We start from the raw sequence: 26,456 nt of genomic DNA, 5'->3' as shown, positions 1-26,456 counted from the left end.
GCGAGTTCGGTGTCCCACGAGCGGCCGCGGCCACGCGCGGGTCATGATTACCCCGTGCACATCGCGGCGGAATTGGTGGGTCTGGTCGTGACGGTCCTCGTCGTCACGGTCATCGCGCGGCGGCTGGACTGGTCGGCGCCCCTGTGTCTGGTCGCGGTGGGGGTCGCGGCGTCGTTCATCCCGAGCCTGCCCGACTACCAGCTCGACCCCGAGGTCGTGCTGATCGGGCTGCTGCCCCCGCTGCTGTACTCGGCCTCGATCCAGACGTCGTTGGTCGCGTTCAACAAGCTGCGCGGGCCGATCCTCGTGCTGTCGGTGGGGCTGGTCGTGTTCACCGCGTTCGGCGTCGGTGTGGTCGCCTGGGCCGTCGTGCCCGGCCTGCCGCTCGCCGCGGGGATCGCGCTCGGCGCGGTGGTCGCGCCGCCCGACGCGGTGGCCGCGAGCGTGGTCGCGCGCAGGGTCGGTATGCCGCGCAAGCTCGTGCGGCTGCTGGAGGGCGAGAGCCTGTTCAACGACGCGGCCGCGCTGGTCACCCTGCGCACCGCGATCGCGGCCATCGCCGGGTCGATCAGCCTGTGGCAGGTCGGGCTCGACTTCCTGCTCGCCGCGTTCGGCGGAATCGTGGTCGGCCTCCTGGTCGGCCTGGTCGCGACCCAGCTGCGCAAGCGCCTGGAGGAACCGGTCACGGACACGGCGCTCTCGTTCGCCGTGCCGTTCGTCGCCTACCTCCTGGCCGAGGTCGCGCACGGTTCCGGCGTGCTCGCGGTGGTCGTCTGCGGCCTGATGCTGGGCCACGAGTCGCCGCGCATTCTCTCGGGCTCCACGCGGCTCGCGTCGCGGCTCAACTGGCAGACGGTGCAGTTCCTGCTGGAGAACATGGTCTTCCTGCTGATCGGCCTGCAGCTCCGCGGAATCCTCATCGAGGTCTCCAAGACAGGCCTGTCGGTGTGGGAGCTCGTCGGCATCTGCGCCGCCGTGCTCGGCACGGTAATCCTCACGCGCTTGCTGTGGCTGATCGGCATCGGCGTGCAGAAGCGCCTCACCGCGCGCTTCGTCAAGAAGCCGAAGATCTGGCCCTGGCGCTACTCCGCGGTGATCGCGTGGGCCGGCATGCGGGGCGTGGTCACGCTCGCCGCGGCGTTCGTGCTCCCGGCCGACACCCCACAGCGCGCCGTGCTGGTGCTGGCCGCGTTCGTGGTCGTGGCCGGCACGCTCGTGGTGCAGGGCATGACACTGCCGACCCTGATCCGCCGCCTGCGCCTGCCCCGGCCCGACCCGGCTGAGGACGCGCTGCAGGAAGCCGCCGTGGTCAACGACATGACCCGCGCCTCGCTCGCGAAGCTCGAGGAGATCAGCACCCCGGACGACCCGCCGGACATCATCGAACGGCTGCGCGACCGCCTGCAGTACCGCGCCGACTCGGCGTGGGAGCAGCTCGGCCGCCAGAGCGCGCTCGCCGAGACCCCGAGCGATGCCTACCGGCGGCTGCGCCTGCAGCTGCTGGAGGTCGACCGTGAGCAGTTCCTGCTGGCGCGCGACAACGGCATGGCCGACGACACCGTCCTACGCCGCGTGCTGGCCCACCTCGACATCGAGGAGTCACTGCTCGACCGCGTCGAAGAAGAAGCCCCGGCCGTCGAGCGCGAGCTGAGCACGCCGGCCGTCACGGCGCGCTCGTGCAAGCATTTGGCGCACCCGTGGCGCGACGTGGACCCGAGCTCGCAAGACGTCTGCGCCGCGTGCATCGCGGAAGGCACCACCTGGGTACACCTGCGCATGTGCGTCAAGTGCGGCAACGTCGCGTGCTGCGACTCCTCGCCGCGCAAGCACGCGACGCGCCACTTCCACGACGAGCGCCACCCCGTCATGCGCAGCTTCGAACCGGGTGAGACGTGGCGGTGGTGTTTCGTGGACAAACAGCTGGGCTGAGGACCCCGGCTCGCAACCCGGCCCGGATAGGGTCGGGGCCATGAGCACGCCCGAGCAGGAAGTCGAATACCGCCAGCACCGGTTCAGCCCCCAGCCGGGAGCGACCGAGATCTTCTTGGTGCGCCACGGAGAATCCGCGCCCGCGCGGATCAGCGCACCGTTCGACCTCGTCGACGGCCAGGCCGACCCCGACCTCGCGCCCGAAGGCCGCGACCACGCCCTCCGCATCGGCGAACGGCTCGTCGGCGAGCGCATCGAAGCGCTCTACGTCACCACGCTGCGGCGCACGGTGCAGACCGCCGCGCCGCTCGCCGAAAAGCTGGGCCTCACGCCCGAGGTCGTGCCCGAGCTGCGCGAAATCCACTTGGGCGACTGGGAGAACGGGCTCTTCCGCCAGTACACGACCGAAGGCCACCCGATCGTCGATCGGCTCTGGACCGAGCAGCGCTGGGCGGTGATCCCGGGCGCGGAGTCCGACGAGGCGTTCGGCCGGCGCATCCGCCGGGCGCTCATGCGGATCGCCGCGGCCAACCCCGACCGCCGCGTCGCGGTGTTCACCCACGGCGGCGTGATCGGCGAAGTCTTCGCGCAGGCGAGCCGCGCGGTCGACCGCTTCGCGTTCCTGGGCGCGGACAACGGGTCCATCTCCCACCTCGTGGTGCAGGGCGACCGCTGGCTCGTGCGGCGCTTCAACGACACCGCTCACCTGGCGGCGCCGCTCGGCTGACGCCACGGCACCCACGCGAAGATCCACCGGCGGCGCACCGGCTCGTCGCGGCGGATGAACCCCGCCGCGACGAGCTGCACCGTCGTCAGCACGGCCACGGACTCCGCGGCCAGCAGCCCGATCAGCACGAGCGCCTGCGCGATACCCGCCTGGATCGGGCCCGCACCGCCGAGCAGCAGACCGACGTACGCACCCGGCAGCGTCACCAGCCCGACCGTGCGCGTCTGGTCGAGCGCCGGGATCAGCGCCTGCCCGGCCGAGGGACGGCAGATCTCCAGCGCGGCCAGCCGGGGCAGGAAACCCAGTGCCAGCGCGGCTTCGTACTCGCCGTGGCGCAGGGCGAGCTCGTCGAGCGCGCGGCGCGCCGACTGCGACGTGGCGGTCATCGTCCCGCCGATCACGATGCCGGCGATCGGGACGACCGTGATCGGTTCCGGCGGCACCACTCCCGAAGCGAGTACCAGGGCCAGCACGGGCGCGACGCCCGAGGCCAGTGCCAGCGCCACCCAGCCAATCCGGCGTGGCACGCCGATGCGAGAAGCCGACGTGACCGCCGCGATCGCGAACATCAGCAGCACGAACAGGCCGGTGAGCCAGCCCGACCGCAGGATCAGCGTGATCACCAGGGACACGAGCGCGAGCTGCGCGACCGCGCGGACCGCCGCCAGCAGCACTGCCCGGCCCTGACCCAGCCCGCCGAAGCGCACCACCCCGGCCCCCGCCAGCGTCAGCACCGCCAGGACGATCACCAGGGCGGGCCCGAACCCGATCGCACCGTTCACGACTGTGATCCTGCCCCAGGAACGGCTTGTCCGAGGCTCACGCCGTGGTTCACGCGGTGCAGCTGAGCTGCGCGCCCTCCTCCGACACCGACTTCTCGGCGACGACGGTGCCGTCCACGGTGATGCGGCAGGTCAACCCGCCCGGCCCGGCGCTCTGCGCGGCAAGGCTCGCGAACTCGGCTTCACCGGCCGGCGCGGTGCGCGTGACGGCGACCGACCACGGCGTGGTGACCGCGGTCTGCTGCTCGAGGCCCGCGTCGGCCGCGACGTAGGTGAGGTTGCGGGCGCCGCCTTCGCCCTCGAGCGAGTAGACGATGGTGCGGGTGACGTTCTGGACGGCCACGGGCTCGGCCTGCGCGACCTCGGTCGGGGACACCTGGCCGGGTTCGCCGGCCGTCGGCGCCGCTTTGGGCGTGACGTACGAGGCCACAGCGATCGCGACGGCGATGACGCCGACCACGACGACCACGCTGCCGAGCGGCTTGAGCCGGCCCGGACCACCCGCACCCGGCGGCGATGCCGGAGGGGTCGCGGCAGGAACACTCATGGAGAGGTCTTCTCTCGTTCCAGCGCACTTCTGACGAGTACGACGTCTGGTTCTCGTCCGAACGTCACTCGGCGTTAGCCAACCGCGCGAAGTTGGTGAAACTTCACCCTTTCGGGTGCCCCCGTGGGCCAGTCACCGGTGTGGTCACCACGGACGATGCCGATAACACCGTCGTGATATCCGGTCACGGAGAGTCATTCCACGACGCCCTGCTCTGCCAGCATCCGCAGCACACGCTGCCCGGCGGGCGGACACACTGCGGCGTCGGCGGAGCCCAGCCACGCCGCCTCGGCGATCTCGGCCGACGGCTCCGGCTCGCCCGTGTGTTCGGCCGTGTAGCAGATCATGCGCACGCGGCGGCCGTCGGCGAACCCGTCGGCCTGCTCGTCGAGCAGCGCGAAGAAGCGGAAGGTCAGCGGGTCGAGCTCGACGCCCAGTTCTTCGCGGATCTCGCGGCACAGCCCCGCGACGTCGCCCTCGCCCGGCTCGCGTTTGCCGCCCGGCAGGTAGAACTTCGCCTTGCCGCGCGTGCGCACCGACAGCAGCCGCCGGTCGCGGACGTGGACCCAGGCGAGCGCGTCGATCGGGGTCATGGGTCGCATTCTGTCGTACCCGGAGGGGATGATCAGGGGGTGTACTCGGAGACGCTCGCGCCCGAGCCGGTGCGCGCCGTGGTCCGCTGCCTATGGCGGTCGGTCCCGGCGGGCCCGAAGCGGATCGTGCCCGACGGCTGCGTCGACCTCGTCGCCGGCGACGGCGAGGTCTTCGTCGCGGGCCCGGACACCGAGGCATGGTCGTCGAGCACCTCGCCCGGCGCCACGCTGCACGGCCTGCGCTTCCACCCCGGCGCGGCACCCGCCGTGCTCGGCGTGGCGGCCGACGAGCTGCGCGACCGCCGGCTCCCGCTGGCCGAGGTGTGGGGCCGCCGCGGGGAGCTGCTGACCGACGCGGTACTCAGCGGTGCGCGTTGCCTCACCGACGTCGTGGCCGGCCGGGAGGCCGACCCCGACCCGGCCGTGGCCGCGCTGCTGTCGCACCTGCACACCGCGCCGGCCCGCGTGGGCACTCCGGCGACGGCCGTGGGTGAACGGCAGTTGCGGCGGCGCTTCACCGTCGCCGTCGGCTATGGACCCGCGACCTACCTGCGCGTGCTGCGGTTGCAACGCGCCATCGCCCTCGCGCCGCGTGCGCCCGGGCTGGCCGGCCTCGCGGCCGGCGCCGGGTACGCCGACCAGGCCCACCTGTCGCGGGAGTGCCGGGCGCTGACCGGCCTCACGCCGAGCGCCTACTTCACCGGAGCCTGAGCCGCGCGTTCCTGTTGCGCGGCAAGGAAGTGCACGATGTCGACCGTCGCGGGGTACAGGGCGCGGTAGCGGGCGTAGAACTCGTCGTAGACGTCGGCCCGCGCGGGGTCGGGCCGCACGACGGTCGCGACCGGGTTCCACGCGTCGATGTCCGGCTCCAGCCCCACGGCGAACGCGGCCAGCAACGCGTCCCCGAAAGCCGCGCCGATCGTTTCGGTGGGCACGTGCTGCTCGGCGCGCGTCACGTCGCTCACGATGTGCGTCCACACGCGACCCTGCGTGCCGCCGCCGACCGCGACGAGGCGGCGGCCTTCGGCGGAACCCATCGTCTCCAGGTTGTGCCGCACGCCGTACGCGGTGCCTTCCAGTGCGGCGCGGTAGAGGTCGGCCCTGGTGTGCAACAGCGTCAGCCCGGCGAGCACCCCGCGCGCGGCCGGGTCCGGCACCGGGGTGCGTTCGCCGGCGAAGTACGGCAGCATCAGCAGTCCGCGGCTCCCGGCGGGCACGTCGCCCGCCTCGGCGACCAAGTCGGCGAACTCACCGCCGACGAGGTCGCGCAGCCAGTCGGTGATCGCGCCGGACGTGGCCATGCCGGCGGCCAGCGAGTACGTGCCTTCGAACGCACCGCGCGTGGCCCACAGGCCCGGCACCGGACGCGGCTCGGCGGCGGTCTGCACGAGGAACATCGTGGTGCCGTACATGAGCATCGTGTCGCCGGGCGCCCGCACGCCGGCGCTCGCCGCCTCGGCCCACGCGTCGACCGTGCCGCACGTGACGGGCAGGCCCGCGGGCAGCCCGGTCGCCGCAGCCGCCGACGCGGAAACCGTGCCGGCCACTTCCGTCGGCCACGCCAGCCGCGGCAGCCGCACGCCGGGCGCGACCAGCCGGGCCCAGTCCTCGGCCCACGCACCGGCGCGCAGGTCGTACATCGGGTCGCACTGGCTCGCCGAGTGGTGGTCGAGCACGTACTCGCCGGTGAGCCGCAGCACGAGGTACGAGCTTGCCATGAGGAACAGTTCGGCGCGTTCCGCGACCTCGGGCTCGTGCCGGAACAGCCAGCGCCACTTGGGTCCCACAGCCTGGCTGGACAGTGCACTGCCACCGCGCTCCACAATGGACCCTTCACCCAGCTCCGCCGTGAGCTCGGCGATCTCCGTGCCCGCGCGCGTGTCGACGCCGTAGAGGATCGCCGGGCGCAGGGGCCGGCCGTCGGCGTCGGCGGGCAGCAGCACCGGCCCGATGCCGCTCACGGCCAGCCCGGCGAGCGGCCGGTCGCCCGCCGCCGCGGCGAGCTCGCGCACGAGCGCGATGAAGTCGGCCCACCACACCGTTTCCGCGTCGTGCTCGAACCACCCGGGCCGTGGACGGGAGGTGGTGTGCGCGCGGCCGGCGCGCGCCAGTATCGTCCCGTCGGCACCGACGAGGACGCCCTTCGAGCTGGACGTGCCGATGTCGATGCCGAGCAGCAGGCCCGGATCCACCGCGACTCCCCGTATGCGGACGGTAAACGATTACCCGGGACGCTATTCTTCGGGGGACGAGGGTGTCAAGGACGGCCGGAGGAGGTCACGGTGGCCACGATCAGCGACGTCGCCGCGCGCGCCGGCGTCTCCACCGCCACGGTGTCCCGGGCCCTCAACGGCAAGTCCACAGTGGACCCGGAGCTCGCCGCGCGGGTGCTCGTGGCGGCCGAGGAACTGGGCTACCACCCCAACGGCCTGGCCCGGAACCTGCGCCGCCAGGAGACGGCCGTGCTGGCGCTGATCATCTCCGACGTCGAGAACCCGTTCTTCACGGCGATCGCGCGCGGCGTCGAGGACCTCGCACAGGTGTCGGGCTACTCCGTGGTGCTGTGCAACTCAGACGAGAACGAGGACAAGGAGCGCCGCTACATCGACGTCGCGCTCCAGGAACGCGTCGCCGGCGTCGTGCTCTCCCCCACGGGCCGCTCCACCAACGTCGACCGCCTGCGCCGCCAGGGCACGCCCGTGGTCGCGGTCGACCGGCCGCTCACCGGCCCGGACGGCGACCAGGTCCTCGTGGACACCCGCCGCGCCGCGCGCGACGCGACCCGCCACCTCGTGGCCGGCGGCTACCGCCGCATCGCGTGCCTGACGGGTCCCGCCGGCGTCCGTACGGCCGATGACCGCCTCGCCGGCTACCTCGACGCCGTCGGCGAGGAGAACGCGCTCTTCCGCCGCGCCGAGTACCGCGCCGAGGGCGCGCGGGTGGCCGCCACCGAGCTGCTCGAACTGCCCGAACCCCCGGACGCGCTGCTGGTGGCCAACAGCACCATGACGATCGGCGTCCTGGAAACCCTCGCGAGCCGCGGCGTGCGCCCCGGCCGCGACGTCGGCATCGTCTCCTTCGACGACGCCCCCTGGACGACCCTGATCGACCCGCCGCTGACGGTTGTCGCGCAGCCCGCCTACGAAGTCGGCCGGGTCGCCGCGCAGCTCCTGCTCGCCCGCATCACCGACAGCACCCGCCGCCCCACCACGACGACACTGGAAGCGCGGCTCATCGAACGGCAGAGCTCCCGCCGCTGAGGCGCACGGAATTCACGTCGCGCAATTCGCGCCCACCACCCGGAATTGCGTCCACGCCGACGTGAAACTGCGCGGAAAACCCTGAAAAGACGACGTGCCTGGTGGACCGGCCAGTACCGGTCCACCAGGCACGTCCCACCCCCTGTCCCCCCAGCACCGGCGGCCGAAACCACCGGAGCCCGCAACAGCACGAGGCGGGAAATCGATTACCAACCGAACGTAAAGGGGCCACGGCGGAGTGTCAAGGGCACGAAAGCCTGGACAGCACGACCACCGGCCGGGCAGACTGACGCGAAATCGCCTACACCTCGTGTTGGGTTCTGCGCGCCGCGTGTCGATCTCTGGTGAATTCACCCACAAATCCGGTGCTGAACCGCACGAACCCGCACACGCGAGCTACTCTGAGCGCATGTCAGTCGCGCTCGAGAACGTCCTCGCCAAGGCGGGGCTCAAGGCCGACGCCACCGAGTTCCTCACGCTCGTCGAGGACGCGGCGCGCAGGCTGTCGCCGCCGAATCCGGACCCGTCGCACTACTTCTCGCCCGACCAGCAGGCCGCGCTGGCGGACGTGGGGCTCGACCTCACGCCCCACGGCGACGACGAGCCCGATTTCCGCGCGCGCACCGTGGCCGCCCACGCCGTGCTCGCCGACTCGGCGCTCACCGTCACCCAGGCCGCGAAGGCGCTGAAGATCGACGACAGCCGCATCCGCCACCGCCTCAAGGAAGGCCGGCTCACGGGCTGGAAGGACCAGGGCTGGCGGCTGCCGTCGTGGCAGTTCAACGGCTCCGGCGTGCTGCCCGGCCTCGAGGCGGTGCTGCGCGCGATCCCCGAGGACCAGCCCGCGCTCGTCGTCGCCGCGTTCATGAACACCCCGCAGGACGACCTGGTGATCAGCGACCGGCCCGCGACCCCGCGCCAGTGGCTCCTCTCGGGTGGTGATCCCGAGCAGGTCGCGCGCCTCGTCGCCACGCTCGGCTCGCCGTTCTAGGCTGACCCGACGCCCAAGATCACCGACACAGGACGGACGACCCCCGACGCATGGCCCGGCTCCCTCTGCCGCCCGCGCGATCCGTGCTGGTCAAGGAGCTGGACCGCGCCCACGACGTGGTGGCGGTGCAGCCCGAGACCAGGCTGGTCCGCATCTTCACCGCGCACGGCAACCACCCGCAGCAGTGGAACTCGTTCCGCTACACCGGCCCGCTCCCGCACGGCCGGTTCGACCAGCAGCCACCCGGCCGCGGCGGCCAGCCCGTGACCGACCCCGGCAACGGCGTGCTGTACTTCGGCCTGACCGTGCGCACGAGCGTCGCCGAGGTGTTCCAGACAAGCTCGACGGTCGACCGCAAGACGCGCGGGCCGCGGCTCGTGGTCGTGCGCCCGATGCGCCCGTTGCGACTGCTCGACCTCACCGGGCTGTGGCCCACGCGCGTGGGCGCGTCGCAGGAGATCTCCAGCGGGCCGAAGAAGATCACCCAGGCCTGGGCGCGCGCGATCCGCAGCGCGCTGCCCGACCTCGACGGTCTCTGGTACCGCTCGTCGATGGACTCCGGCGACCCGGCCGTGTGCCTGTGGGACCCGCCGGCGGGCGCCGCGCTGCCGATCGCCCCGGATGTCCTGCTGCCGCTGGACCACCCGGGGCTCGACGTCCCGCTCGGCCGGGTCTGCGAAGAGCTGAACTACACGCTCCTCAACTGAGCACTCAGCCCAGGTGGCGCGACCACCACTCCAGTACCGCGTCGAAGCGCTGCACGCGGTGGCGCGGGCGCCCCGCGCGCGACAGCTCGTGGCCTTCGCCCGGGAACAGCAGGAACTCCGCGTCGGCACCCGCGCGGCGCAGCGCCACGAACATGCGCTGCGCCTGCTCCAGCGGGCAACGCCAGTCCTGCTCGGAGTGCACGACCGCGAACGGGATGGTGATGTCGGCCGCGTAGGTCAGCGGGCTGCGGTCGCGCAGCACCTCCGGGTCGGTGCCGATGTAGGAGTCGACGAAGAAGTAGCCGATGTCGGAGCTGCCGACCATCGAGTCCCACGCGTTCACCGCGCGCTCGCTCCACGCCGCCTTGAACCGCTCCGGGTGGTGCGAGGCGACCCAGCTGGTCATGAACCCGCCGTACGAACCGCCCATGATGCCGACGCGTGAGGAGTCGAGGTCGGGCCGCTCCAGCGCCTTGTCCAGCAGCGCGAGCACGTCGTCGACGTCGACCGTGCCGAACCCGAAGGTGATCGCGCGGCCGTGGCCCTGCCCGTAGCCCGCCGAACCGCGCGGGTTGCCGAGCACCACGGCGTAGCCGGCCGCGGCATAGACCTGGGCCTCGTCGAACACGGCCCAGTCCTGCTGCGCGAACGGCCCGCCGTGCACGACCCGCAGCACCGGGTGCGGGCCCTCGCCCTCGGGCAGCACGAGCCAGCCGTGCACGGGGTGGCCGTCGGGCGAGGTCGTGGTGAGCTCCTCGACGGGGCGCAACCCCTTGTCCCGCAACGGCTTTGAGTAGTCGGTGAGTACGCGCGGGCCGCCGGCGTCGAGCACGACCACATCGCCCGAGGTCTCCGGTGTGGCGACCACGGCGACGATCGTGTCTCCGTCGGCCGCGAACCCGCGGACCACCACGTGGCCGTCGTGCAGCACGCGCAGGTCGGCCAGCACGGCCGCCTCGGCGGAAGCCGGGACCGCGCGCAGCTCCACGGCGCCGCGGTTGCGCACGGCCACGAGCACCTCGCCGTTCACGGGAATGGCGGGCCCGGAGCCGCTCTCCACGTCGACGGTCTCGATGTCGGTCAGCCGCCGCGCCTTCGCGGGACCGCCGGTGCCGATCGTGGCGGCGTACAGGCCGGTGTTGCAGGCCTCGCGGTGGCCGTCCTCGTAGGACAGACCGTAGAAGTACAGCGTGCCGTCGGACGCGAACACGGGCTGGTCCGCGGAACCGTGGCACGACACGACGATCTCGGGCTCGCCGCCGGCGGCCGGGAACGCCACCAGGTCGCTGTAGTGCGTCTCCACGCGGTCCCAGTCCTGCGGCACCACCACGACCACGCGCTCGCCGTCGGGCGTCCACGCGGGGCCGTCGACGTCGTAGGTGACCGGCGAGATCGGCTCGAGCTCGGGCGGCGCGGTCGAGTCCAGAGCGGCGACGGCGTCGAACACGAACAGCCGCTTCGCGCGGTCGCGCAGGAACCCGATGTCGTCGATGCGGTAGTCGAACCGCGTGATCCGGCGCGGCGCCTCGGCGGGCGGCTCCGACTTCTCGCCGTCGGCGTCCTCGGTGCCGTAGCGGCCCGCCTCCGGCACGCGCGCGGTGAACGCGAGCCGCCGCGAGTTCGGCGCCCACACCGGCGCGTCGGCGCCCAGGTGCAGCGACGTCAGCCGCTTGGCCTCGCCGCCCGCGGCCGGCATCACGTGCACCTGCGCGCTGCCGTCCGCGCCTTCGCCGTCGCCGGCCCGCAGGAACGCGACCCAGCGCCCGTCGGGCGAGATCGCCGGGGCCGCGTCGTGCGGGCCTTGGGTCCAAGCGGTATCCCCTCCCCCGAGTCCCACCCGCCGCAGCGCGCTGTGGTTGGCGTTGGACTCGAGGTCGGGGTGCTTGACCGCGGTCAGAAGCAGGTCACCCCGGAGTACGGGGCGGCCGGGGACGACGAGGGCTTCGATGTCGGCTGGTCGCATGCCGACGACCGTACCGGATCATTAGCAAAGCGAAAGACTTATTCCGTCGGTACGCGCGCCCGTTCGTCCTTCTTCGCCTTGGCGAGGCTCGCCACGGTGGTGATCGCCAGCACGACCACGATCACGCCGAGGGACATCCAGTTGTTGATGTCCAGCCAGTCGGGCGCCACGTGGTACTCGTGCAGCGCGTGCACCACGAGCTTCGCGCCGATGAAAGCGAGGATCACTGCGAGGCCGTAGGACAGGTACACCAGCTTCTCGACGAGCCCGCCGAGCAGGAAGTACAGCTGACGCAGGCCCATCAGCGCGAACGCGTTGGCGGTGAACACCAGGAACGCCTCCTGGGTGATCCCGAAGATGGCCGGGATCGAGTCCACCGCGAACAGCAGGTCGGCCGAGCCGATGGCGACGATCACCACGAGCATCGGCGTGATCATCCGCTTGCCGTCGACCTTGACCGTGTACTTGTGGCCGTGGAAGTCGTCGGTGACCGGGAAGATCTTGCGGACCCAGCGGGTCACGGCGTTCTCGTGGTACTCCTCTTCCTCGTCCTTCTTGCGCAGCATGCTGATCGCGGTCCAGATCAGCACCGCGCCGAAGAGGAAGAACACCCACACGAACTGCGCGATCAGCGCCGCGCCCACCGCGATGAACACACTGCGCATCGCGAGCGCGAGCAGGATGCCCACGAGCAGCACGCGGTGCTGGTGGATGGCCGGCACCTTGAACGACGCCATGATGATCATGAAGATGAACAGGTTGTCGACGCTCAGCGAGTACTCGGTGATGTACCCGGTGAAGAATTCGACGCCCGGGTCGTGCCCGGCGAAGACCCAGACCCCGATGCCGAACACGACGGCACAGGCGATGTAGAAGATCACCCAGCGCGCGGCCTCGGCCGGTTTGATCGCGTGGGGCTTGTGGTCGACGATCACCAGATCGAGTGCGATCAGGGCCAGCAGGCCACCGACCGTCGCGATCCACAACCACAAGGGAACAGTCATCACAACACATACCTCCGGATAGCGCGTAGCAGCAACTAACCGGAGGTCTCTTCCGCCGGTTCCTTTCTACCGGCCGACGGTGCCGGGGGCCACGCCACTGTGTATGACGAGGCGACCGTGCTGACGACACCGCCGCGAAGGAATACTCCCCTCACAGTCCGTCCAGTTTGCCGGTTACGGCGCGCGAACGCCAGCGGAGGTTGCCCTCGTCACCGAACCGGCGGTGTTACCTCCGTCACCGAACCGAAGATCACCTGTGCTCGCGTGAAAAAGATGTCTGATCCGTGTGAGCCCCGCGCGCGGCTCTCAGCGAAGCTCAAATAACGTCAGCACGTGCCCCGAATCCCGTTGCCGCGCACGCGCGGTGCCCGGCTGACCGCGCTGGCCGCGGTCGTGGTGGTCGTCGCCGCCGTCGTGGCCGTCTGGACCACGAGCGGCTCGCAGCCCTCGCCCGTCCGGACCCAGGACGCCTTCCTGCAGATGCCGGCCGCGCCCGGCTCGGCCGAGCAGGTCCGCATCGACACCACCACCTACTACCCCGAGAAGACGCCCGCCCCCGCCGTGCTCCTGGCCCACGGTTTCGGCGGCGACAAGTCCAGCGTGGACCCCCAGGCCCGCGAGCTGGCCGAGCGCGGGTTCGTCGTGCTGACCTGGTCGGCGCGCGGTTTCGGCCGCAGCACGGGCAAGATCGGCCTCAACGACCCCGACGCGGAGGTCGCCGACGCGAGCCGGCTCATCGACCACCTCGTCGCGACCCACGACGTCGCCACCCGCGCGGGCGGCGCGCCGGAGATCGCCGTCACCGGCGCGTCCTACGGCGGCGCGCTGTCGCTGTTGCTCGCCGGCACCGACAAGCGCGTGGCCGCCGTCGCCCCGGTGATCACCTACAACGACCTGGCCCAGGGCCTGATCCCCAACGCCGGCGCCACCGCGCCGCCCGCGGCGAAGACCCCGGCGGCGGGCGAGTTCGCGCCCGACGGCGTGTTCAAGAAGAGCTGGGCGGGCATCTTCTTCTCCTCCGGTTCGGGCGCGCCGAGTGCGGGTGCGTCCTCCTCGGCCGAGGCTCCCGAGGCCGGGCAGGAGACCGACGACAACGGCGGCTCGGTCGGCGGCACCGGAGGCACCGGCGGCGGCACCGATCCGCAGGCGGCCACCGCCCCGGTCGCCGGACAGGCCCAGCCGCGTCAGGCGCCGGCCGCGGACCCGTGCGGCCGGTTCACCGCCCAGGTCTGCCAGGCGTACACGGAGCTGGCGACCACCGGGAAGGTGAGCGCGCAGACCGTCGCGCTGCTGCACCGCGTCTCGCCCGTGTCCGTGACGGACAAGATCACCGTGCCGACGCTGCTCGTGCAGGGTGAGAGCGACACGCTGTTCGGTCTGGACCAGTCCGACGCCACCGCGCGGCAGATCGCCGCGGCGGGCGGCAAGGTCCGCACCATCTGGTACACCGGCGGCCACGACGGCGGCGTCCCCGGCCCGCAGCTGCGGGCGAAGATCGGCGACTTCCTGTGGTCGGCGCTGACGGGCGACGGCGACCCGGGCACCGGCTTCAGCTACGACGTGCAGGGCACGCTGCGGGCCAACGGCGCGCCGTCCGTGCGGACGGTCAGCGCCGACGCGTACCCGGGCCTCGCCGGCACGGGCACCGAACGCCGCCAGGTCGCGCTCGCCGGTCCGCCGCAGCCCGCCGTGCGGCCCGCGGGCGCCAACCCCGCTGCCGTGAGCGGCATCCCCGGTCTCAACGGGCTGGCGGCGGGTTCGTCGCGGCTCGCACCGTTGTTCAGCACCGACCCGCCGGGTCAGGCCGCGCAGTTCCGCAGCGCGCCGTTCGACAGCCAGGTCCTGATCGCGGGTTCCAGCACCGTGCGGCTGCGGGTCGCGACCGACCCGGCACACCCGCTGCCGGAGGCGGTGCTGTTCGCCAAGCTCTACGACGTCGGCCCCGACGGCACCCGCGTGCTGCCGGCCAACGCCGTCGCGCCGTTCCGCGTGGCGAATCTGCCCGCGAACGGCACCCCGGTGGACGTGACGGTGACGCTGCCGGGCATCGTGCGCCCGATCGAGGCCGCGCACTCGCTGCGTCTCGTGGTCGGCACCACGGACCAGTCGTTCTCGACGCCGACCGCGCCGGGCGTGTTCCGCATCGCGCTGGCGTCGGGTTCGTCGCTCGCCGTGCCGGTCGTGCCCGGGACGTCGGTGGGCACGCCGGCGCCGAAGGGCCAGCTGATCGGCATCGGCGTGACTCTGCTCGTGGGCATCGTCGCGATGGTGTTCGCCGCGATCCGCCGCCGGCGCGCGCACGACGTCGACCCCGACCTGGCCGGCACGCCGCTCGTGATCACGGGGCTGCGCAAGCAGTACGCGGGCGGGTTCGTGGCCGTGAAGGACCTGTCCTTCCGCGTGGAACCGGGCCAGGTGCTCGGTCTGCTCGGCCCGAACGGCGCCGGCAAGACGACGACGCTGCGCATGCTGATGGGCCTGATCACGCCGACCGCGGGCGAGATCCGCGTCTTCGGCCACAAGATCTCGCCCGGCGCGCCCGTGCTGTCGCGCATCGGATCCTTCGTGGAGGGATCCGGGTTCCTGCCGCACCTGTCGGGCAAGGCGAACCTCGAGCTGTACTGGGCGGCGACTGGCCGGCCCGCCGAGAAGGCCCACTTCTCGCAAGCGCTCGAGATCGCAGGCCTGGGCGACGCGGTGAACCGCCGCGTGAAGAACTACAGCCAGGGCATGCGCCAGCGCCTCGCCATCGCGCAGGCGATGCTCGGCCTGCCGGAACTCATGGTGCTCGACGAACCCACCAACGGGCTCGACCCGCCCCAGATCCACCAGATGCGCGAGGTCCTGCAGCGCTACGCCGCCACCGGGCGCACGGTCGTCGTCTCGAGCCATCTGCTGGCCGAGGTCGAGCAGACGTGTTCGCACGTGGTCGTGATGCACCGCGGGACGCTCGTGGCCTCGGGCGAGGTCGGCGAGCTGGCGGCCGCGAGCGGCGAGGCGACGTTCCGCGTCGGCGACCCGGCGGCGGCCGCGGCGGCGCTCAAGGGCATCGGCGGCGTCACCGACATCGACGTCGAGGGTGACCTCGTGCACGTGAACCTCGACGGGATGCCGCGCGCCGAGGCCGTGGCGGCACTCGTGCGCGCGGGTGTCGCGGTGGAGCAGGCCGGGCCTCGGCGCCGGCTGGAAGACGCGTTCCTGCAGCTGGTCGGAGACAACTCATGAGCAACACCAACGGTTCGGGCGGGGTCCACACCGACCCCGCCGCCCTGCGGGAGCTGAGCGAGCTGGCGACGGCCGAGCAGACGGAGGTCGGCCCGGACGGTGCCGTCGCCGGCTACCGCGCCGAGCGCACGCTGCGCCTGCGCGTGGAGCTGAAGCGGCAGTTCAAGCGGCGGCGCACCCAGCTGGTGCTGGGGTTCGTGGCGATCCTGCCGTTCATCCTCGTGATCGCGTTCGAGGTCGGGCAGTCGAACCCGAACCGCCGCTCGGGCGGGTTCGTGGACCTCGCGACGGCGAGCGCCCCGAACTTCGTGGTGCTCGCGCTGTTCGTGTCCGGCACGTTCCTGCTGCCGATGATCGTGGCGCTGTTCTTCGGCGACACGATCGCGAGCGAGTCGTCGTGGTCGAGCCTGAAGTACCTGCTGGCGATCCCGGTGCCGCGGCACCGCCTGCTGCGGCAGAAGGCGATCGTGTCGGGCCTGCTGTCCGCCGCGGCGCTGGTGCTGCTGCCGCTGGTGTCGCTGCTGGTGGGCGTGATCTGGTACGGCGCGGGTGACGCGATCAGCCCTACGGGCGACGCGGTCACCTTCGGCGACAGCATGATCGCGCTCGTGCTGTCCACTGTGTACATCATCGTGCAGCTGGCGTGGGTGGCCGGGCTGGCGCTGCTGCTGAGCGTCTCCACCGACGCCCCGCTGGGCGCGGTGGGCGGCACGGTGCTGGTGGCGATCCTGTCGCAGATCCTCGACCAGATCACCGCGCTCGAGGGGCTGCGCAACTACCTGCCCACGCACTTCTCGTTCGCCTGGATCGACCTGATCTCGACCGACATCGACTGGTCGGACATGGCGAGCGGCGTGCTGTCGTCGCTCATCTACACCACGATCTTCCTGCTGCTGGCCGGTCGCCGGTTCGCGACGAGGGATATCACGAGCTGACGGCCGGCGTCCGGCCGCCCCGCGCGGGCGGCCGGACGCCGGTAACGTCTCCTCGCGTGACCATCCACCTCGCAGTCGAAGACGGCGTCGCCGTGCTCACGCTCGAGCACGGCCGCGGCAACACCCTCGACACCGCCACCTGCCGGGAGCTCGTGCTCCAACTCGAGGAGGCGGCCGACGGCGCGAAGGCCGCGGTGCTGACCGGATCGGGCGACATCTTCTCCGCGGGCGTCGACTTGCTCAGCATCGACGCCGGCGGCGCGAGCTACGTCGGCGAGTTCCTGCCCGAGCTCTCCGACGCGCTGCTGGCGGTCTTCGGCTTCCCGCACCCGCTCGTGGCCGCGGTCAACGGCCACGCGATCGCGGGCGGGATGGTGCTGGCCGCGGGGTGCGACCACCGCGTGGCCGCCGCCGGCCCCGGGCGCATCGGCGTGACCGAACTGCTCGTGGGCGTGCCTTTCCCGCTGGCCGCGACGGAGATCCTGCGCTGCGCGTACGGCACGAACCCGCTCGCCGCGCTCATGTACAGCGGCGCCACGCTGACCATCGACGACGCCCTCGCCCGCGGCCTGGTCGACGAGGTGGCGGCCCCGGAAGAGGTGCTCGGCCGCGCGCGTGAGCTCGCCGCCCGCCTCGGCGAACTGCCGGCCGAGGCGTTCGCTCACACCAAGGCGCAGCTGCGCCAGCCCTACCACGAGCGGATCGCCGAGAACCGCGCCGCCGACGACGTGCACGTGGACCGGATGTGGCGGTCGGAGCGGTCGCTGGCGAACGTCAAGTCCTATGTGGACCGTGTGCTGAAGCGCTAGTTCCGACCCTACGGAAGTCGGCGCCCGACCGGATGGCGCGCCTTGCCGGGCGCGGCCGGGTCTGTGAGGATCCGGAAGTTGATCTCGGGGCCGTCGAGGGGGAACCACGTGCGCAGGCTGCTCACCGTCTTGTCCACCGCTGTGCTGGCTGCCGTGGGGCTCACGCCGGTCGCGAGCGCGGCCGGCGACGACGACATCACGGCCGCGCTGGCCACGATTCCGGGCCTCACGGTCGTGAAGGAGGACCCAGCGCCGACGGGCTACCGGTTCTTCGAGCTGACGTTCACACAGCCGGCCGACCACCGCCACCCGGACGGGCCGAAGTTCGACCAGCGGTACACGCTCCTGCACCGCGACTTCTCCGCGCCGACGGTCGCGTTCACCAGCGGGTACAACGTGTCCCTGGCCCCGAACCGCTCGGAGCCGACGCGGATCGTCGACGGCAACCAGCTTTCGATGGAGTACCGCTATTTCACGCCTTCCCGGCCGCAGCCGGCGAATTGGTCGCGCGACCTCACGATCTGGCAGGCCGCGGCCGACGAGCACGCCGCCGTGCAGGCGTTCAAGAAGATCTACCCGGGCAAGTGGCTCGCGACGGGCGGGAGCAAGGGCGGGATGACCGCCACGTACTTCCGGCGGTTCTTCCCGGACGACGTGAACGGCACGATCCCCTACGTCGCGCCCAACGACGTGATCGACCCGATCGACAAGTACAACCGCTTCCTCGCGAATGTCGGCGACCCCGCGTGCCGCGCTTCGCTCAAGGCGATCCAGCGAGACGCGCTGAAGCGGCGCGACCAGCTCGGCGAGCTGGCGAAGGCCGACGCCGCGCACAAGGCGTACACGTTCACCACGGTGGGCTCGATCGACGAGTCGCTGGAGATCTCGGTGATCGACTCGTATTTCGCGTTCTGGCAGTACCAGCCGGCCTCGGCCTGCGCATCGATCCCGAAGCCGGGCGCACCGGGGGCCGACGTGTGGGCGTGGTTCGAGCAGGTGGAGAGCCTCAACACGTATTCCGACCAGGAGCTCGAGCCGTTCGTGCCGTACTACTACCAAGCCGCGGTGCAGCTCGGCTCGCCCGAGGCGTACGACAGCTACCTGCGCGACCTGCTGCGCTACCCGGGCACCGACGTGCCGTCGACGTTCGTGCCCGCGTCGGTGAAGCTGCCGCGCTTCGATTACCTGGCGATGCCGGACGTCGACTTCTGGGTGAAGGCGCACGGCCGGCAGCTGCTGTTCGTGTACGGCTCGAACGACCCGTGGGGCGCCGAACCGTTCGAGCTCGGGTACGGCTCGCGCGATTCCTACCGCTACTTCGTGCCGGGCGGCAACCACGGCTCGACGATCGCGCAGCTGCCGGCCGCGCAGGCCGCGGAGGCGACCGCGACGATCCGCCGCTGGGCCGGTCTGCCGGCTGCTTCTTCGCGGTCACTGGCTTCGGTTGCGGCTCCGGCCGGGTTCCCGGACTTCGACGCGAACCAGGTCATGGCGGACCGCCCGCGCTTGTGAGGCGGGTGCGGTGAGTCCTTTGTGGATCTTGGCCGAATGGCTGTCCGGGTGACGGCGGGCGCGAGGGCGTAGTCTCGGGCGCGCCCTGTCGGCCCGGTCTGAGGAGGCAGCCATGCCCCGGCCCGTCCACTTCGAAATCCACGCCGGCGACCCGCAGCGCGCGGTCGCCTTCTACACCGCCGTGTTCGGCTGGAAGATCGAACAGTGGGGCGAGGTCCCGTACTGGGTCGTCTCCACCGGCGACGGCGAAGGCATCGACGGCGGCCTCCTCCCCCGCCGCGGCCCCGCCCCCGCCGAGGACGCCCCGGTTTCCGGCTTCATCAACACGATCGAGGTCACCGACGTCGACGCCACCATCGACGCCGTGGCCAAAGCCGGCGGCACCATGGCGCTGGCGAAGGACCCCGTCCCGGGCGTCGGCTGGCTCGCGTACTGCAAGGACACCGAGGGCAACATCTTCGGCGTGCTCCAGCCGGACGAGAACGCACCCGCTCCGTCCCGCCCCTGACCGGTGCCGTCGCCGCTTCACCGGCCCTGATCGCGCCGGCGTGACTGCTCCGTGGTGGCTGCTCCGTCGCGCGTGCGCAGTGGTGACTACGCGGTGGTGACTACTCTGTCGCGTGTGCGCCGGTAACCGCTCCGCCCCAGCCAGGTCAGGGCCGTCGCGCTGGGGGCAGCTTCGCTCGCACGGCCGCGTAGGACGCGTCGATCAACTCCCGCAGCTCGTCACCCGGCACCGCGGCGGCCGGGCTCGCGCCCAGATCCACGCGGTTCCACCCGTAGCGCCCGAGGTAGTCCAGCACACCCACCGACTCCGGATACCGCTCCCGCAGCTCGGCCGCCTCCTCACGGCTCGCGCCGCACTTGAGCCCCACCGACCCGGGCCGCTCCAGCCCGATGAACGCGAACGCCTTGCCCGCGACCTTCACCACGAGCACGTGCTCCCCGAACGGGTAAGTCTCCACGGCCCCGGGCTTGCCCAGGCAGTGCTCGATCACCTCGTCGAGCCGCACCGCCGCTCACCTCCACTCGCCTGCCGCACGCCGACGCTGCCACCGCTGCCGCCGCTTCACGGCAAGATCGCGGCGGCTGCCCACTGCCCCGGCGCCGCGCCACCAGGGTCGCCCGCGCCGCCACCGGCAACGCCGACGCGCGCTGGCGGTTTTGCCGTCGCAGCTTGCGCCGGCCGCAGGCCAGGCAGTGCGCGACCGGGCCGCCGGTCAGCTCCGCTCGCCGCATCCGCCGGCGACCAAACCGCAGCGGCGCAGCGGCCAACCCTCGCCTCATGCCGTCGTCGTCACCCACCGGCCAAGCCCTCACGGCCGCACCGCCGCTCACTCCACTCGCCTGTCGTTCCTCGGCTGCGCTCGGGCGCCAAACCGCCGGAGCTCCCGAGCGCACCTGAACCGGCTCGACCACAACCGACGGGTTACGTCCCGCCGACCGGAGGTCTGGCGGCCCCCAGCCCGCCGCACCCAGAGGGCAGCGGGCCGTGGGAGGGCATCAGCGGATGCCGGCCGCGTCCATGCCGCGCAGTTCCTTCTTCAGGTCCGACACCTCGTCGCGCAGGCGGGCGGCGAGCTCGAACTGCAGGTCGCGGGCGGCTTGCATCATCTGGTCGGTCATCTGCTGGATGAGGTCGGCCAGCTCGGCGCGCGGCATGCCCGCCACGTCCTTGTCCACGAGCATGCCGGAGCTGCGCACGCGGTCGCCCTGTTCGGGTTTCTTGCCGCGCGAGGTGTTGCGGCCCGAGCCGCCGACGGCGACCGCCTGGTCGGAGTCGTCGGCTTCGCTGTAGACGCGGTCGAGGATGTCGGCGATCTTCTTGCGCAGCGGCTGCGGGTCGACGCCGCGTTCCTCGTTGTAGGCAACCTGCTTCGCGCGGCGGCGGTCCGTCTCGTCGATGGCGTGCTGCATCGAGTCGGTGATCTTGTCCGCGTACATGTGGACCTCACCGGACACGTTTCGCGCCGCGCGGCCGATCGTCTGGATCAGCGACGTGCCGCTGCGCAGGAAGCCTTCCTTGTCCGCGTCGAGGATCGCCACCAACGACACCTCCGGCAGGTCGAGGCCCTCGCGCAGCAGGTTGATGCCGACCAGCACGTCGAAATCGCCCGAGCGCAGCTGGCGCAGCAGCTCGACGCGGCGCAGCGTGTCGACCTCCGAGTGCAGGTAGCGCACGCGGATGCCGAGCTCCAGCAGGTAGTCGGTGAGGTCCTCGGCCATCTTCTTGGTGAGCGTGGTGACCAGCACCCGCTCGTCCTTCTCGGCGCGCTCGCGGATCTCGTGCACCAGGTCGTCGATCTGACCCTCGGTGGGCTTCACGACCACCTTCGGGTCGACCAGGCCGGTCGGCCGGATGACCTGCTCGACGAACTCGCCGCCCGTCTGACCCATCTCGTACGGACCCGGCGTGGCCGACAGGTACACCGTCTGCCCGATGCGGTCGGAGAACTCCTCCCACGTCAGCGGCCGGTTGTCGACCGCGCTCGGCAGCCGGAACCCGTAGTCGACGAGGTTGCGCTTGCGCGACATGTCGCCCTCGAACATGCCGCCGATCTGCGGCACGGTCTGGTGCGACTCGTCGATCACGAGCAGGAAGTCGTCCGGGAAGTAGTCGATCAGCGTGGCGGGCGCGGACCCGGCCTCGCGGCCGTCGATGTGGCGCGAGTAGTTCTCGATGCCGGAGCAGAACCCGACCTGGCGCATCATCTCGATGTCGTACGCCGTGCGCATGCGCAGCCGCTGCGCCTCCAGCAGCTTGCCCTGCTTCTCCAGCTCCGCCAGGCGCTGCTCGAGCTCCGCCTCGATGCCCTTGATCGCCTTCTCCATGCGCTCCGGCCCCGCGACGTAGTGCGTGGCCGGGAAGATCCGCACCTCGTCGACCTCACGCACGATGTCGCCGGTCAGCGGGTGCAGGTAGTACAGCTTTTCGATCTCGTCACCGAAGAACTCGACGCGGATCGCCAGCTCCTCGTACGCCGGGATGATCTCCACCGTGTCGCCGCGAGCGCGGAACGTGCCGCGGGCGAACGCGATGTCGTTGCGCGTGTACTGGACGTCGACCAGCGCGCGCAGGAACACGTCACGGTCGAGCCGCTCGCCGACCTTCAGCATCGAAGACCGGTCGAGGTAGGACTGCGGGGTGCCGAGGCCGTAGATGCAGGACACACTGGCCACCACGATCACGTCGCGGCGCGAGAGCAGGTTCATCGTGGCCGAGTGGCGCAGCCGCTCGACGTCGTCGTTGATCGACGAGTCCTTCTCGATGTAGGTGTCCGTCTGCGCGATGTACGCCTCGGGCTGGTAGTAGTCGTAGTAGCTGACGAAGTACTCGACCGCGTTGTTCGGGAAGAGTTCCCGCAGCTCGTTGGCCAGCTGCGCGGCCAGGGTCTTGTTCGGCGCCATGACCAGCGTGGGCCGCTGCACGCGCTCGATCAGCCACGCGGTGGTGGCCGACTTGCCCGTGCCCGTGGCGCCCAGCAGCACGACGTCCTTCTCGCCCGCCTTGACCCGGCGTTCGAGCTCGTCGATGGCCGCCGGCTGGTCGCCGGCGGGCTTGTACTCGCTGATCACTTCGAACCGGCCGCCGGAACGGGGGACGTCGGAAACCGGCCGGAAGTCGGACTGCGCGAGGACGGGGTGTTCGGTTGCGAAAGCCACGTCCACCAGAGTAGGCCGACCCCCCGACAGTTTTCAGCCGAGGCGCCGCCACAGGCCTGCTGACCTGCGCCGGGTCCCTGTTCAGCAGCCGTCACAGCAGGCGCAGAGCAGTGCACACGGGTCGCAATCGCAGTGGTTCTGCCGCACCTTCCCGCTCCACGGGCCCGGGAACGGGTCGCGGCAGCAGAACTGGCAGCTGCAGCACATGTACGTCGCCACCGCGCACCCCGCGAAGAACCCGCGCGGTCGTGGCGGCACGGCGAACTTCGGCACCCAGCACCCACCGCCGTCGCCGTCCTCGGGCCCGTCCCCGGGGTTTCGCTTCTTCTTCGGCGGCTTCGGCGGAGGCGGAGGCGGAGGTGGGGGCGACGGCTGAGACGGCGAAGCGGGCGGCCCCCACCCGGGCCGACCATCGGCCCAGGCACCTCCCGGCGCAGGCGGCACCCCGGGCGGCAGCGGTCCCGGCCCGAGCCACCCGGGCGGCGGCTCCTGCCGGTGCCCGAACGCCCGGGTCACGGCGTGGCGCAGCTCGTGCACCAGGAGCGCGTGGACCAGCGCCGGCTGCGCGAACGACGCCTCCCTCACCGCGAGCTCGACCCCGAGCACCGCGTCCTCGGCGAGCCGCCGCGCCTCGGCGAGCCCGGTGCCGGTGACCGTCATCGGGTTCCAGCTGCCCGCCGCGTCGTCCGCGGGCTGGTCCTCCACCGCGTCGAGCAGGTGCGCGACCCGCCCGAACAGCCGCCCGGCCTCGGCGAGCGGCGCGACGTTGCCGGGTCGTCCCGCCAGCACGGCCGTCTGCGCGAACGCCGCCGACGCGGCCACCTCGGCCGGCTCGGTCACCAGCAGCAGCGAGTCCCCCGCGGTCACCTCGTGCTCCAGCGTGCCCTGCCGCGCCACCGCGTCCACCAGCACCGCGGTGTCGAAGCCGATGCGCGCGCCGGTGCGCGCGCCCTGCGCGGACCACCGGGCCGCGAGCTTCTTCGCCGGTGTTCGCAGCGCCGCCCGGCCGAGCGCACCATCGCCGTCGGCGACGTGGTCACCGACCTTGGCCGACGCGAGCACCAGCGACACGGCCGCGGCGAGCTGCGCCCCTTCTCCTCGCGCGACGGACGCCGAACGCATCCCGCGCAACGCGCACGGCCCCGCGTTCCGGCGCCGGCCCGCGGCCTGGGCCTCCACGAGAGCGGAGATCACCAGAGAGTCGTAGTTCGTCACGACCCGCGCGAGGTGCCCGTGCTCGTCGCGCAACGCGAGGCACAGCCCGCACAGGTGCGCGAGCCAGTCGGCGTGCAGCCGCGCGGACAGCCGGTGCCGGCACGGCCGGATGATCCCGAACATGATCCCTCCCCAGGTCCGGGCCAACCTAACCGGCGAACAGGACATCCGATGCGAAAGTGGCCGAGCCGTGACCACCCCGGCAACCGGGTGGATTTCGCGGGCACCCGGCCGCACGGACCGCTCCGGACGCCCCGCGCCCGGCAGGATGGGCGGATGACCGACGTGCACCCGCCGAAGGCGGAGAGCTTCGACCCGGCCGCCGGCGTCAACGTGGACCCCAAGGGCATCGAACGGGAGGTCGAGGAGTTCCGGACCGAGCCGTTCGGGCTGTACCTCGCGCGCCCGACGCCGGGGCGCGAGCAGTTCCGCTACCTCGAGTCGTGGCTGCTCCCGGGCCTCGGCCTGCGCATCACCGACTTCTGGTTCAACCCCGGCCACGAACGCGACCAGACCTTCTATCTCGACGTGGTGCGCGTGCGCCGCGAAGGCACCCGGTGGTTCTCCACCGACCTCTACCTCGACCTCGTGCTCAAGGACAAGGTCTCCGTGCGGGTGATCGACTCCGACGAGCTGCTCGCCGCCGTCTCGGCGGGCCTGCTTCCTCAGGCCGAAGGCGAGTACGCGCTCGAAACCGCCTACGCCACCGTGGAAGGGCTGGCCGCGCACGGCTACGACCTCGCGGCCTGGCTGTCCACAAAGGACATCACCGCGACCTGGCGCCGGCACCCCTAGGGGACCTCGGGTCCACCGATCGGTGGATGCCCACCGCCTGGCGGTGGATGCCGGCTCTGGCCGTTCCGGCGATCCGCCGCACCCGTTCCCCACGGGACTCTTCTTCAGGACAGACGAAGAGCTCGAGAGGGGACGGCGAACATGCCGGTGATCGAGGTCCAGCACCTCCACAAGACCTACGGGGCCAAGGTGGCGGTGGACGACGTGTCGTTCACCGCCGAGCGGGGCGAGATCTTCGGGATCCTCGGCCCGAACGGCGCGGGCAAGACCACCACGGTCGAGTGCCTGGAAGGCCTGCGCACGCCCGACGGCGGCACGTTGTCGGTGCTCGGGCTCGACCCGCGGCGCGACCGGCACGAGCTGCGCCAACGCGTCGGCGTGCAGCTGCAGGAGAGCCGGCTGCCCGACCGGTTGCGGGTGGGTGAGGCGCTGGAGCTGTACTCGTCCCTCTACCGCAAGCCGGCGGACACCGAGCGCCTGCTCGGTCTGCTCGGGCTCACGCACCAGCGCGACACCGCCTACAAGAAGCTCTCGGGCGGGCAGCAGCAGCGCCTGTCGATCGCGCTCGCGCTCGTCGGCAGCCCCGAGATCGCGGTGCTCGACGAGCTCACCGCGGGCCTCGACCCGCAGGCCCGCCGCGACACGTGGGACCTGGTCGAGGCGGTGCGCGACGAGGGGGTGACGGTCGTGCTCGTCACCCACTTCATGGAGGAGGCCGAGCGCCTCTGCGACCGCATCGCCGTGATCGACTCGGGCCGCGTCGTCGCCATCGACACGCCCGCCGGGCTGGTCCGTCAGGTCGGTGACGAGCAGCGCATCCGGTTCCGCCCGTCGGCACCGGTCGACCTCGCACAGCTCGAAGCGCTGCCCGACGTGCTCGAGGTCGAACGCCACGGCTCGCAGCTCGTGGTCACGGGGCGCGCCACCGCACTGCAGACCGTGACGTCGTTCCTTGCCCGCAACCAGGTGCTCGCGGGCGACCTGCGCGTGGACCAGGCGAACCTCGACGACGCCTTCGTCGCGCTGACCGGCCGGAAACTGGCCTGAGGGGACTCAACGAAATGCTCACGAGAATGACCGCCGTCGAGGCGAAGCTGTTCCTGCGCGACCCGGGGGCACCCGTCACCGTGGTCGGCATCCCGCTGGCGCTGCTGCTCGTGTTCGGCCTGATGCCGGGTTCGAGCAAGCCCAGCGCCGAGTTCGGCGGCCACGCGCCGCTGCCGACCCTGATCGCGCCGATGGCCGTGGCGATCCTCCTCGCGATGCTCGCGGTGATGATGTTCCCGGCCGCCGTGGCCACCTACCGCGAGAAGGGCGTGCTCAAGCGCCTTTCGGCCAGCCCCGTGCCACCCGGACGGCTGCTCGCCGCTCAGCTGCTTGTGAACCTCGCCGCCGCCGCGGTCGCGATCCTGCTCGTCCTGGGGGTGGGCAGGATCGCGCTCGGCATGGCGCTGCCGGAGAACCTCGGCGGGTTCCTCCTGGTGATGGTGCTCGGCGCGCTGGCGCTGTTCTCCGTCGGCACGCTGATCGCGGCGCTCGCGCCCACCAACCGCGCGGCCAGCGGTATCGGCGCCGCGGCGTTCTTCCCGATGCTCGCGCTCGGCGGCGTCTGGGTGCCCAAGGAGCAGCTCCCGCCGGTGCTGCAGCACGTGGCCGACGTCCTGCCGCTGGGCGCGACCATCAACGGCCTGCGCGAAGCGGCCGCCGGGAACTCGCCCGAGCTGCTGCAGCTCGGTTCGCTCGTCGCCTTCGCCGTGGTCTGCTCGGCGATCGCGGCCCGCACCTTCCGGTGGGAGTGA

The 26,456-nt window shown here is 71.9% G+C and carries 23 protein-coding genes; 14 read left to right on the top strand and 9 right to left on the bottom strand.

Annotated elements, in window-relative coordinates; genetic code table 11:
* Nucleotides 1–54: 54 nt before the first annotated feature.
* Nucleotides 55–1,929: a Na+/H+ antiporter gene (locus AB0383_RS39725; RefSeq protein ID WP_364185658.1), complete on the top strand. Its 1,875-nt coding sequence runs from the start codon at nucleotides 55–57 to the stop codon at nucleotides 1,927–1,929.
* Nucleotides 1,930–1,969: 40 nt separating this feature from the next.
* Nucleotides 1,970–2,656 carry a histidine phosphatase family protein gene (locus AB0383_RS39720; protein ID WP_364185656.1) on the top strand — a complete coding sequence of 229 codons (687 nt, stop codon included), beginning with the start codon at nucleotides 1,970–1,972 and terminating at the stop codon, nucleotides 2,654–2,656.
* On the opposite strand, the gene AB0383_RS39715 is transcribed toward AB0383_RS39720, so the two are convergent.
* The 3 genes from AB0383_RS39715 to AB0383_RS39705 all read right to left on the bottom strand — a co-directional run bounded on the left by AB0383_RS39715 (nucleotide 2,632) and on the right by AB0383_RS39705 (nucleotide 4,578).
* Complete coding sequence (locus tag AB0383_RS39715) at nucleotides 2,632–3,438, bottom strand: ABC transporter permease (protein ID WP_366190035.1); 807 nt, start codon at nucleotides 3,436–3,438, stop codon at nucleotides 2,632–2,634. The two genes, AB0383_RS39720 and AB0383_RS39715, sit on opposite strands and share 25 nt — an antisense overlap.
* A 49-nt stretch (nucleotides 3,439–3,487) precedes the next feature.
* Entirely contained in the window at nucleotides 3,488–3,985 is a 498-nt protein-coding gene (locus AB0383_RS39710; protein ID WP_366190034.1) for an MmpS family transport accessory protein, read from the bottom strand.
* A 194-nt stretch (nucleotides 3,986–4,179) separates the two neighbouring features.
* Nucleotides 4,180–4,578: an NUDIX domain-containing protein gene (locus tag AB0383_RS39705; RefSeq protein ID WP_366190033.1), complete on the bottom strand. Its 399-nt coding sequence runs from the start codon at nucleotides 4,576–4,578 to the stop codon at nucleotides 4,180–4,182.
* Nucleotides 4,579–4,617: 39 nt separating this feature from the next.
* On the opposite strand from AB0383_RS39705, the gene AB0383_RS39700 reads away from it, so the two are divergent.
* A complete protein-coding gene (locus AB0383_RS39700) occupies nucleotides 4,618–5,289 on the top strand; it encodes a helix-turn-helix domain-containing protein (protein ID WP_364185648.1) in 672 nt (223 codons plus the stop codon).
* Here AB0383_RS39700 and AB0383_RS39695 read toward each other — a convergent pair.
* A complete protein-coding gene (locus AB0383_RS39695) occupies nucleotides 5,271–6,770 on the bottom strand; it encodes an FGGY family carbohydrate kinase (RefSeq protein ID WP_364185646.1) in 1,500 nt (499 codons plus the stop codon). The genes AB0383_RS39700 and AB0383_RS39695 overlap by 19 nt on opposite strands.
* Before the next feature lie 90 nt (nucleotides 6,771–6,860).
* On the opposite strand from AB0383_RS39695, the gene AB0383_RS39690 reads away from it, so the two are divergent.
* The 3 genes from AB0383_RS39690 to AB0383_RS39680 all read left to right on the top strand — a co-directional run bounded on the left by AB0383_RS39690 (nucleotide 6,861) and on the right by AB0383_RS39680 (nucleotide 9,536).
* Nucleotides 6,861–7,838 (top strand): LacI family DNA-binding transcriptional regulator, encoded by a 978-nt coding sequence (locus tag AB0383_RS39690; RefSeq protein ID WP_364185644.1) that lies wholly within the window; start codon nucleotides 6,861–6,863, stop codon nucleotides 7,836–7,838.
* 409 nt (nucleotides 7,839–8,247) lie between these two features.
* Nucleotides 8,248–8,829 (top strand): DNA-binding protein, encoded by a 582-nt coding sequence (locus tag AB0383_RS39685; protein WP_364185642.1) that lies wholly within the window; start codon nucleotides 8,248–8,250, stop codon nucleotides 8,827–8,829.
* A 50-nt stretch (nucleotides 8,830–8,879) separates the two neighbouring features.
* The gene (locus AB0383_RS39680; RefSeq protein WP_220242013.1) at nucleotides 8,880–9,536 is read left to right on the top strand and encodes an RES family NAD+ phosphorylase; all 657 of its coding nucleotides are present in this window, start codon (nucleotides 8,880–8,882) and stop codon (nucleotides 9,534–9,536) included.
* A 4-nt stretch (nucleotides 9,537–9,540) separates the two neighbouring features.
* Here AB0383_RS39680 and AB0383_RS39675 read toward each other — a convergent pair whose 3' ends face one another.
* Both AB0383_RS39675 and AB0383_RS39670 read right to left on the bottom strand, forming a co-directional pair.
* Nucleotides 9,541–11,499 (bottom strand): S9 family peptidase, encoded by a 1,959-nt coding sequence (locus tag AB0383_RS39675; protein WP_366190032.1) that lies wholly within the window; start codon nucleotides 11,497–11,499, stop codon nucleotides 9,541–9,543.
* A 38-nt stretch (nucleotides 11,500–11,537) separates the two neighbouring features.
* On the bottom strand, nucleotides 11,538–12,503 hold the full coding sequence (locus AB0383_RS39670) for a TerC family protein (RefSeq protein WP_364185638.1): 966 nt from the start codon (nucleotides 12,501–12,503) through the stop codon (nucleotides 11,538–11,540).
* Between the two features lie 333 nt (nucleotides 12,504–12,836).
* On the opposite strand from AB0383_RS39670, the gene AB0383_RS39665 reads away from it, so the two are divergent.
* The 5 genes from AB0383_RS39665 (at nucleotide 12,837) to AB0383_RS39645 (ending at nucleotide 19,492) form a co-directional block, all read left to right on the top strand.
* Nucleotides 12,837–15,728 carry an alpha/beta fold hydrolase gene (locus tag AB0383_RS39665; protein ID WP_366190031.1) on the top strand — a complete coding sequence of 964 codons (2,892 nt, stop codon included), beginning with the start codon at nucleotides 12,837–12,839 and terminating at the stop codon, nucleotides 15,726–15,728.
* On the top strand, nucleotides 15,725–16,663 hold the full coding sequence (locus tag AB0383_RS39660; RefSeq protein WP_364185634.1) for an ABC transporter permease subunit: 939 nt from the start codon (nucleotides 15,725–15,727) through the stop codon (nucleotides 16,661–16,663). The genes AB0383_RS39665 and AB0383_RS39660 overlap by 4 nt, the downstream gene beginning before the upstream one ends.
* A 56-nt stretch (nucleotides 16,664–16,719) precedes the next feature.
* Entirely contained in the window at nucleotides 16,720–17,472 is a 753-nt protein-coding gene (locus AB0383_RS39655) for an enoyl-CoA hydratase/isomerase family protein (RefSeq protein WP_364185632.1), read from the top strand.
* A gap of 108 nt (nucleotides 17,473–17,580) precedes the next feature.
* Nucleotides 17,581–18,984, top strand: a complete 1,404-nt coding sequence (locus AB0383_RS39650) for a S28 family serine protease (RefSeq protein ID WP_366190030.1) — start codon at nucleotides 17,581–17,583, stop codon at nucleotides 18,982–18,984.
* Between the two features lie 112 nt (nucleotides 18,985–19,096).
* The gene (locus AB0383_RS39645; protein WP_220242020.1) at nucleotides 19,097–19,492 is read left to right on the top strand and encodes a VOC family protein; all 396 of its coding nucleotides are present in this window, start codon (nucleotides 19,097–19,099) and stop codon (nucleotides 19,490–19,492) included.
* 145 nt (nucleotides 19,493–19,637) lie between these two features.
* Here AB0383_RS39645 and AB0383_RS39640 read toward each other — a convergent pair whose 3' ends face one another.
* The 3 genes from AB0383_RS39640 to AB0383_RS39630 form a co-directional block, all read right to left on the bottom strand.
* Entirely contained in the window at nucleotides 19,638–19,997 is a 360-nt protein-coding gene (locus tag AB0383_RS39640) for an MmcQ/YjbR family DNA-binding protein (protein ID WP_366190029.1), read from the bottom strand.
* A gap of 490 nt (nucleotides 19,998–20,487) precedes the next feature.
* Entirely contained in the window at nucleotides 20,488–22,647 is a 2,160-nt protein-coding gene (gene uvrB, locus AB0383_RS39635; RefSeq protein ID WP_364185626.1) for an excinuclease ABC subunit UvrB, read from the bottom strand.
* A gap of 81 nt (nucleotides 22,648–22,728) precedes the next feature.
* Nucleotides 22,729–23,985, bottom strand: a complete 1,257-nt coding sequence (locus AB0383_RS39630; protein WP_366190028.1) for a DUF5685 family protein — start codon at nucleotides 23,983–23,985, stop codon at nucleotides 22,729–22,731.
* Between the two features lie 153 nt (nucleotides 23,986–24,138).
* Between AB0383_RS39630 and AB0383_RS39625 the strand changes: the two genes are divergently transcribed.
* From AB0383_RS39625 to AB0383_RS39615, 3 genes are all read left to right on the top strand, one after another.
* Nucleotides 24,139–24,657 carry a DUF402 domain-containing protein gene (locus AB0383_RS39625; RefSeq protein ID WP_364185624.1) on the top strand — a complete coding sequence of 173 codons (519 nt, stop codon included), beginning with the start codon at nucleotides 24,139–24,141 and terminating at the stop codon, nucleotides 24,655–24,657.
* A gap of 141 nt (nucleotides 24,658–24,798) precedes the next feature.
* Nucleotides 24,799–25,704: an ABC transporter ATP-binding protein gene (locus AB0383_RS39620; RefSeq protein ID WP_366190027.1), complete on the top strand. Its 906-nt coding sequence runs from the start codon at nucleotides 24,799–24,801 to the stop codon at nucleotides 25,702–25,704.
* 26 nt (nucleotides 25,705–25,730) lie between these two features.
* Nucleotides 25,731–26,456 carry an ABC transporter permease gene (locus tag AB0383_RS39615; protein ID WP_366190026.1) on the top strand — a complete coding sequence of 242 codons (726 nt, stop codon included), beginning with the start codon at nucleotides 25,731–25,733 and terminating at the stop codon, nucleotides 26,454–26,456.

This window comes from Amycolatopsis sp. NPDC051373 (assembly GCF_040689465.1).
GTDB lineage: Bacteria > Actinomycetota > Actinomycetes > Mycobacteriales > Pseudonocardiaceae > Amycolatopsis.
The sequence above is the reverse complement of the archived record's forward strand: the minus strand, read 5'-3'. Positions and strand labels throughout refer to the sequence as shown.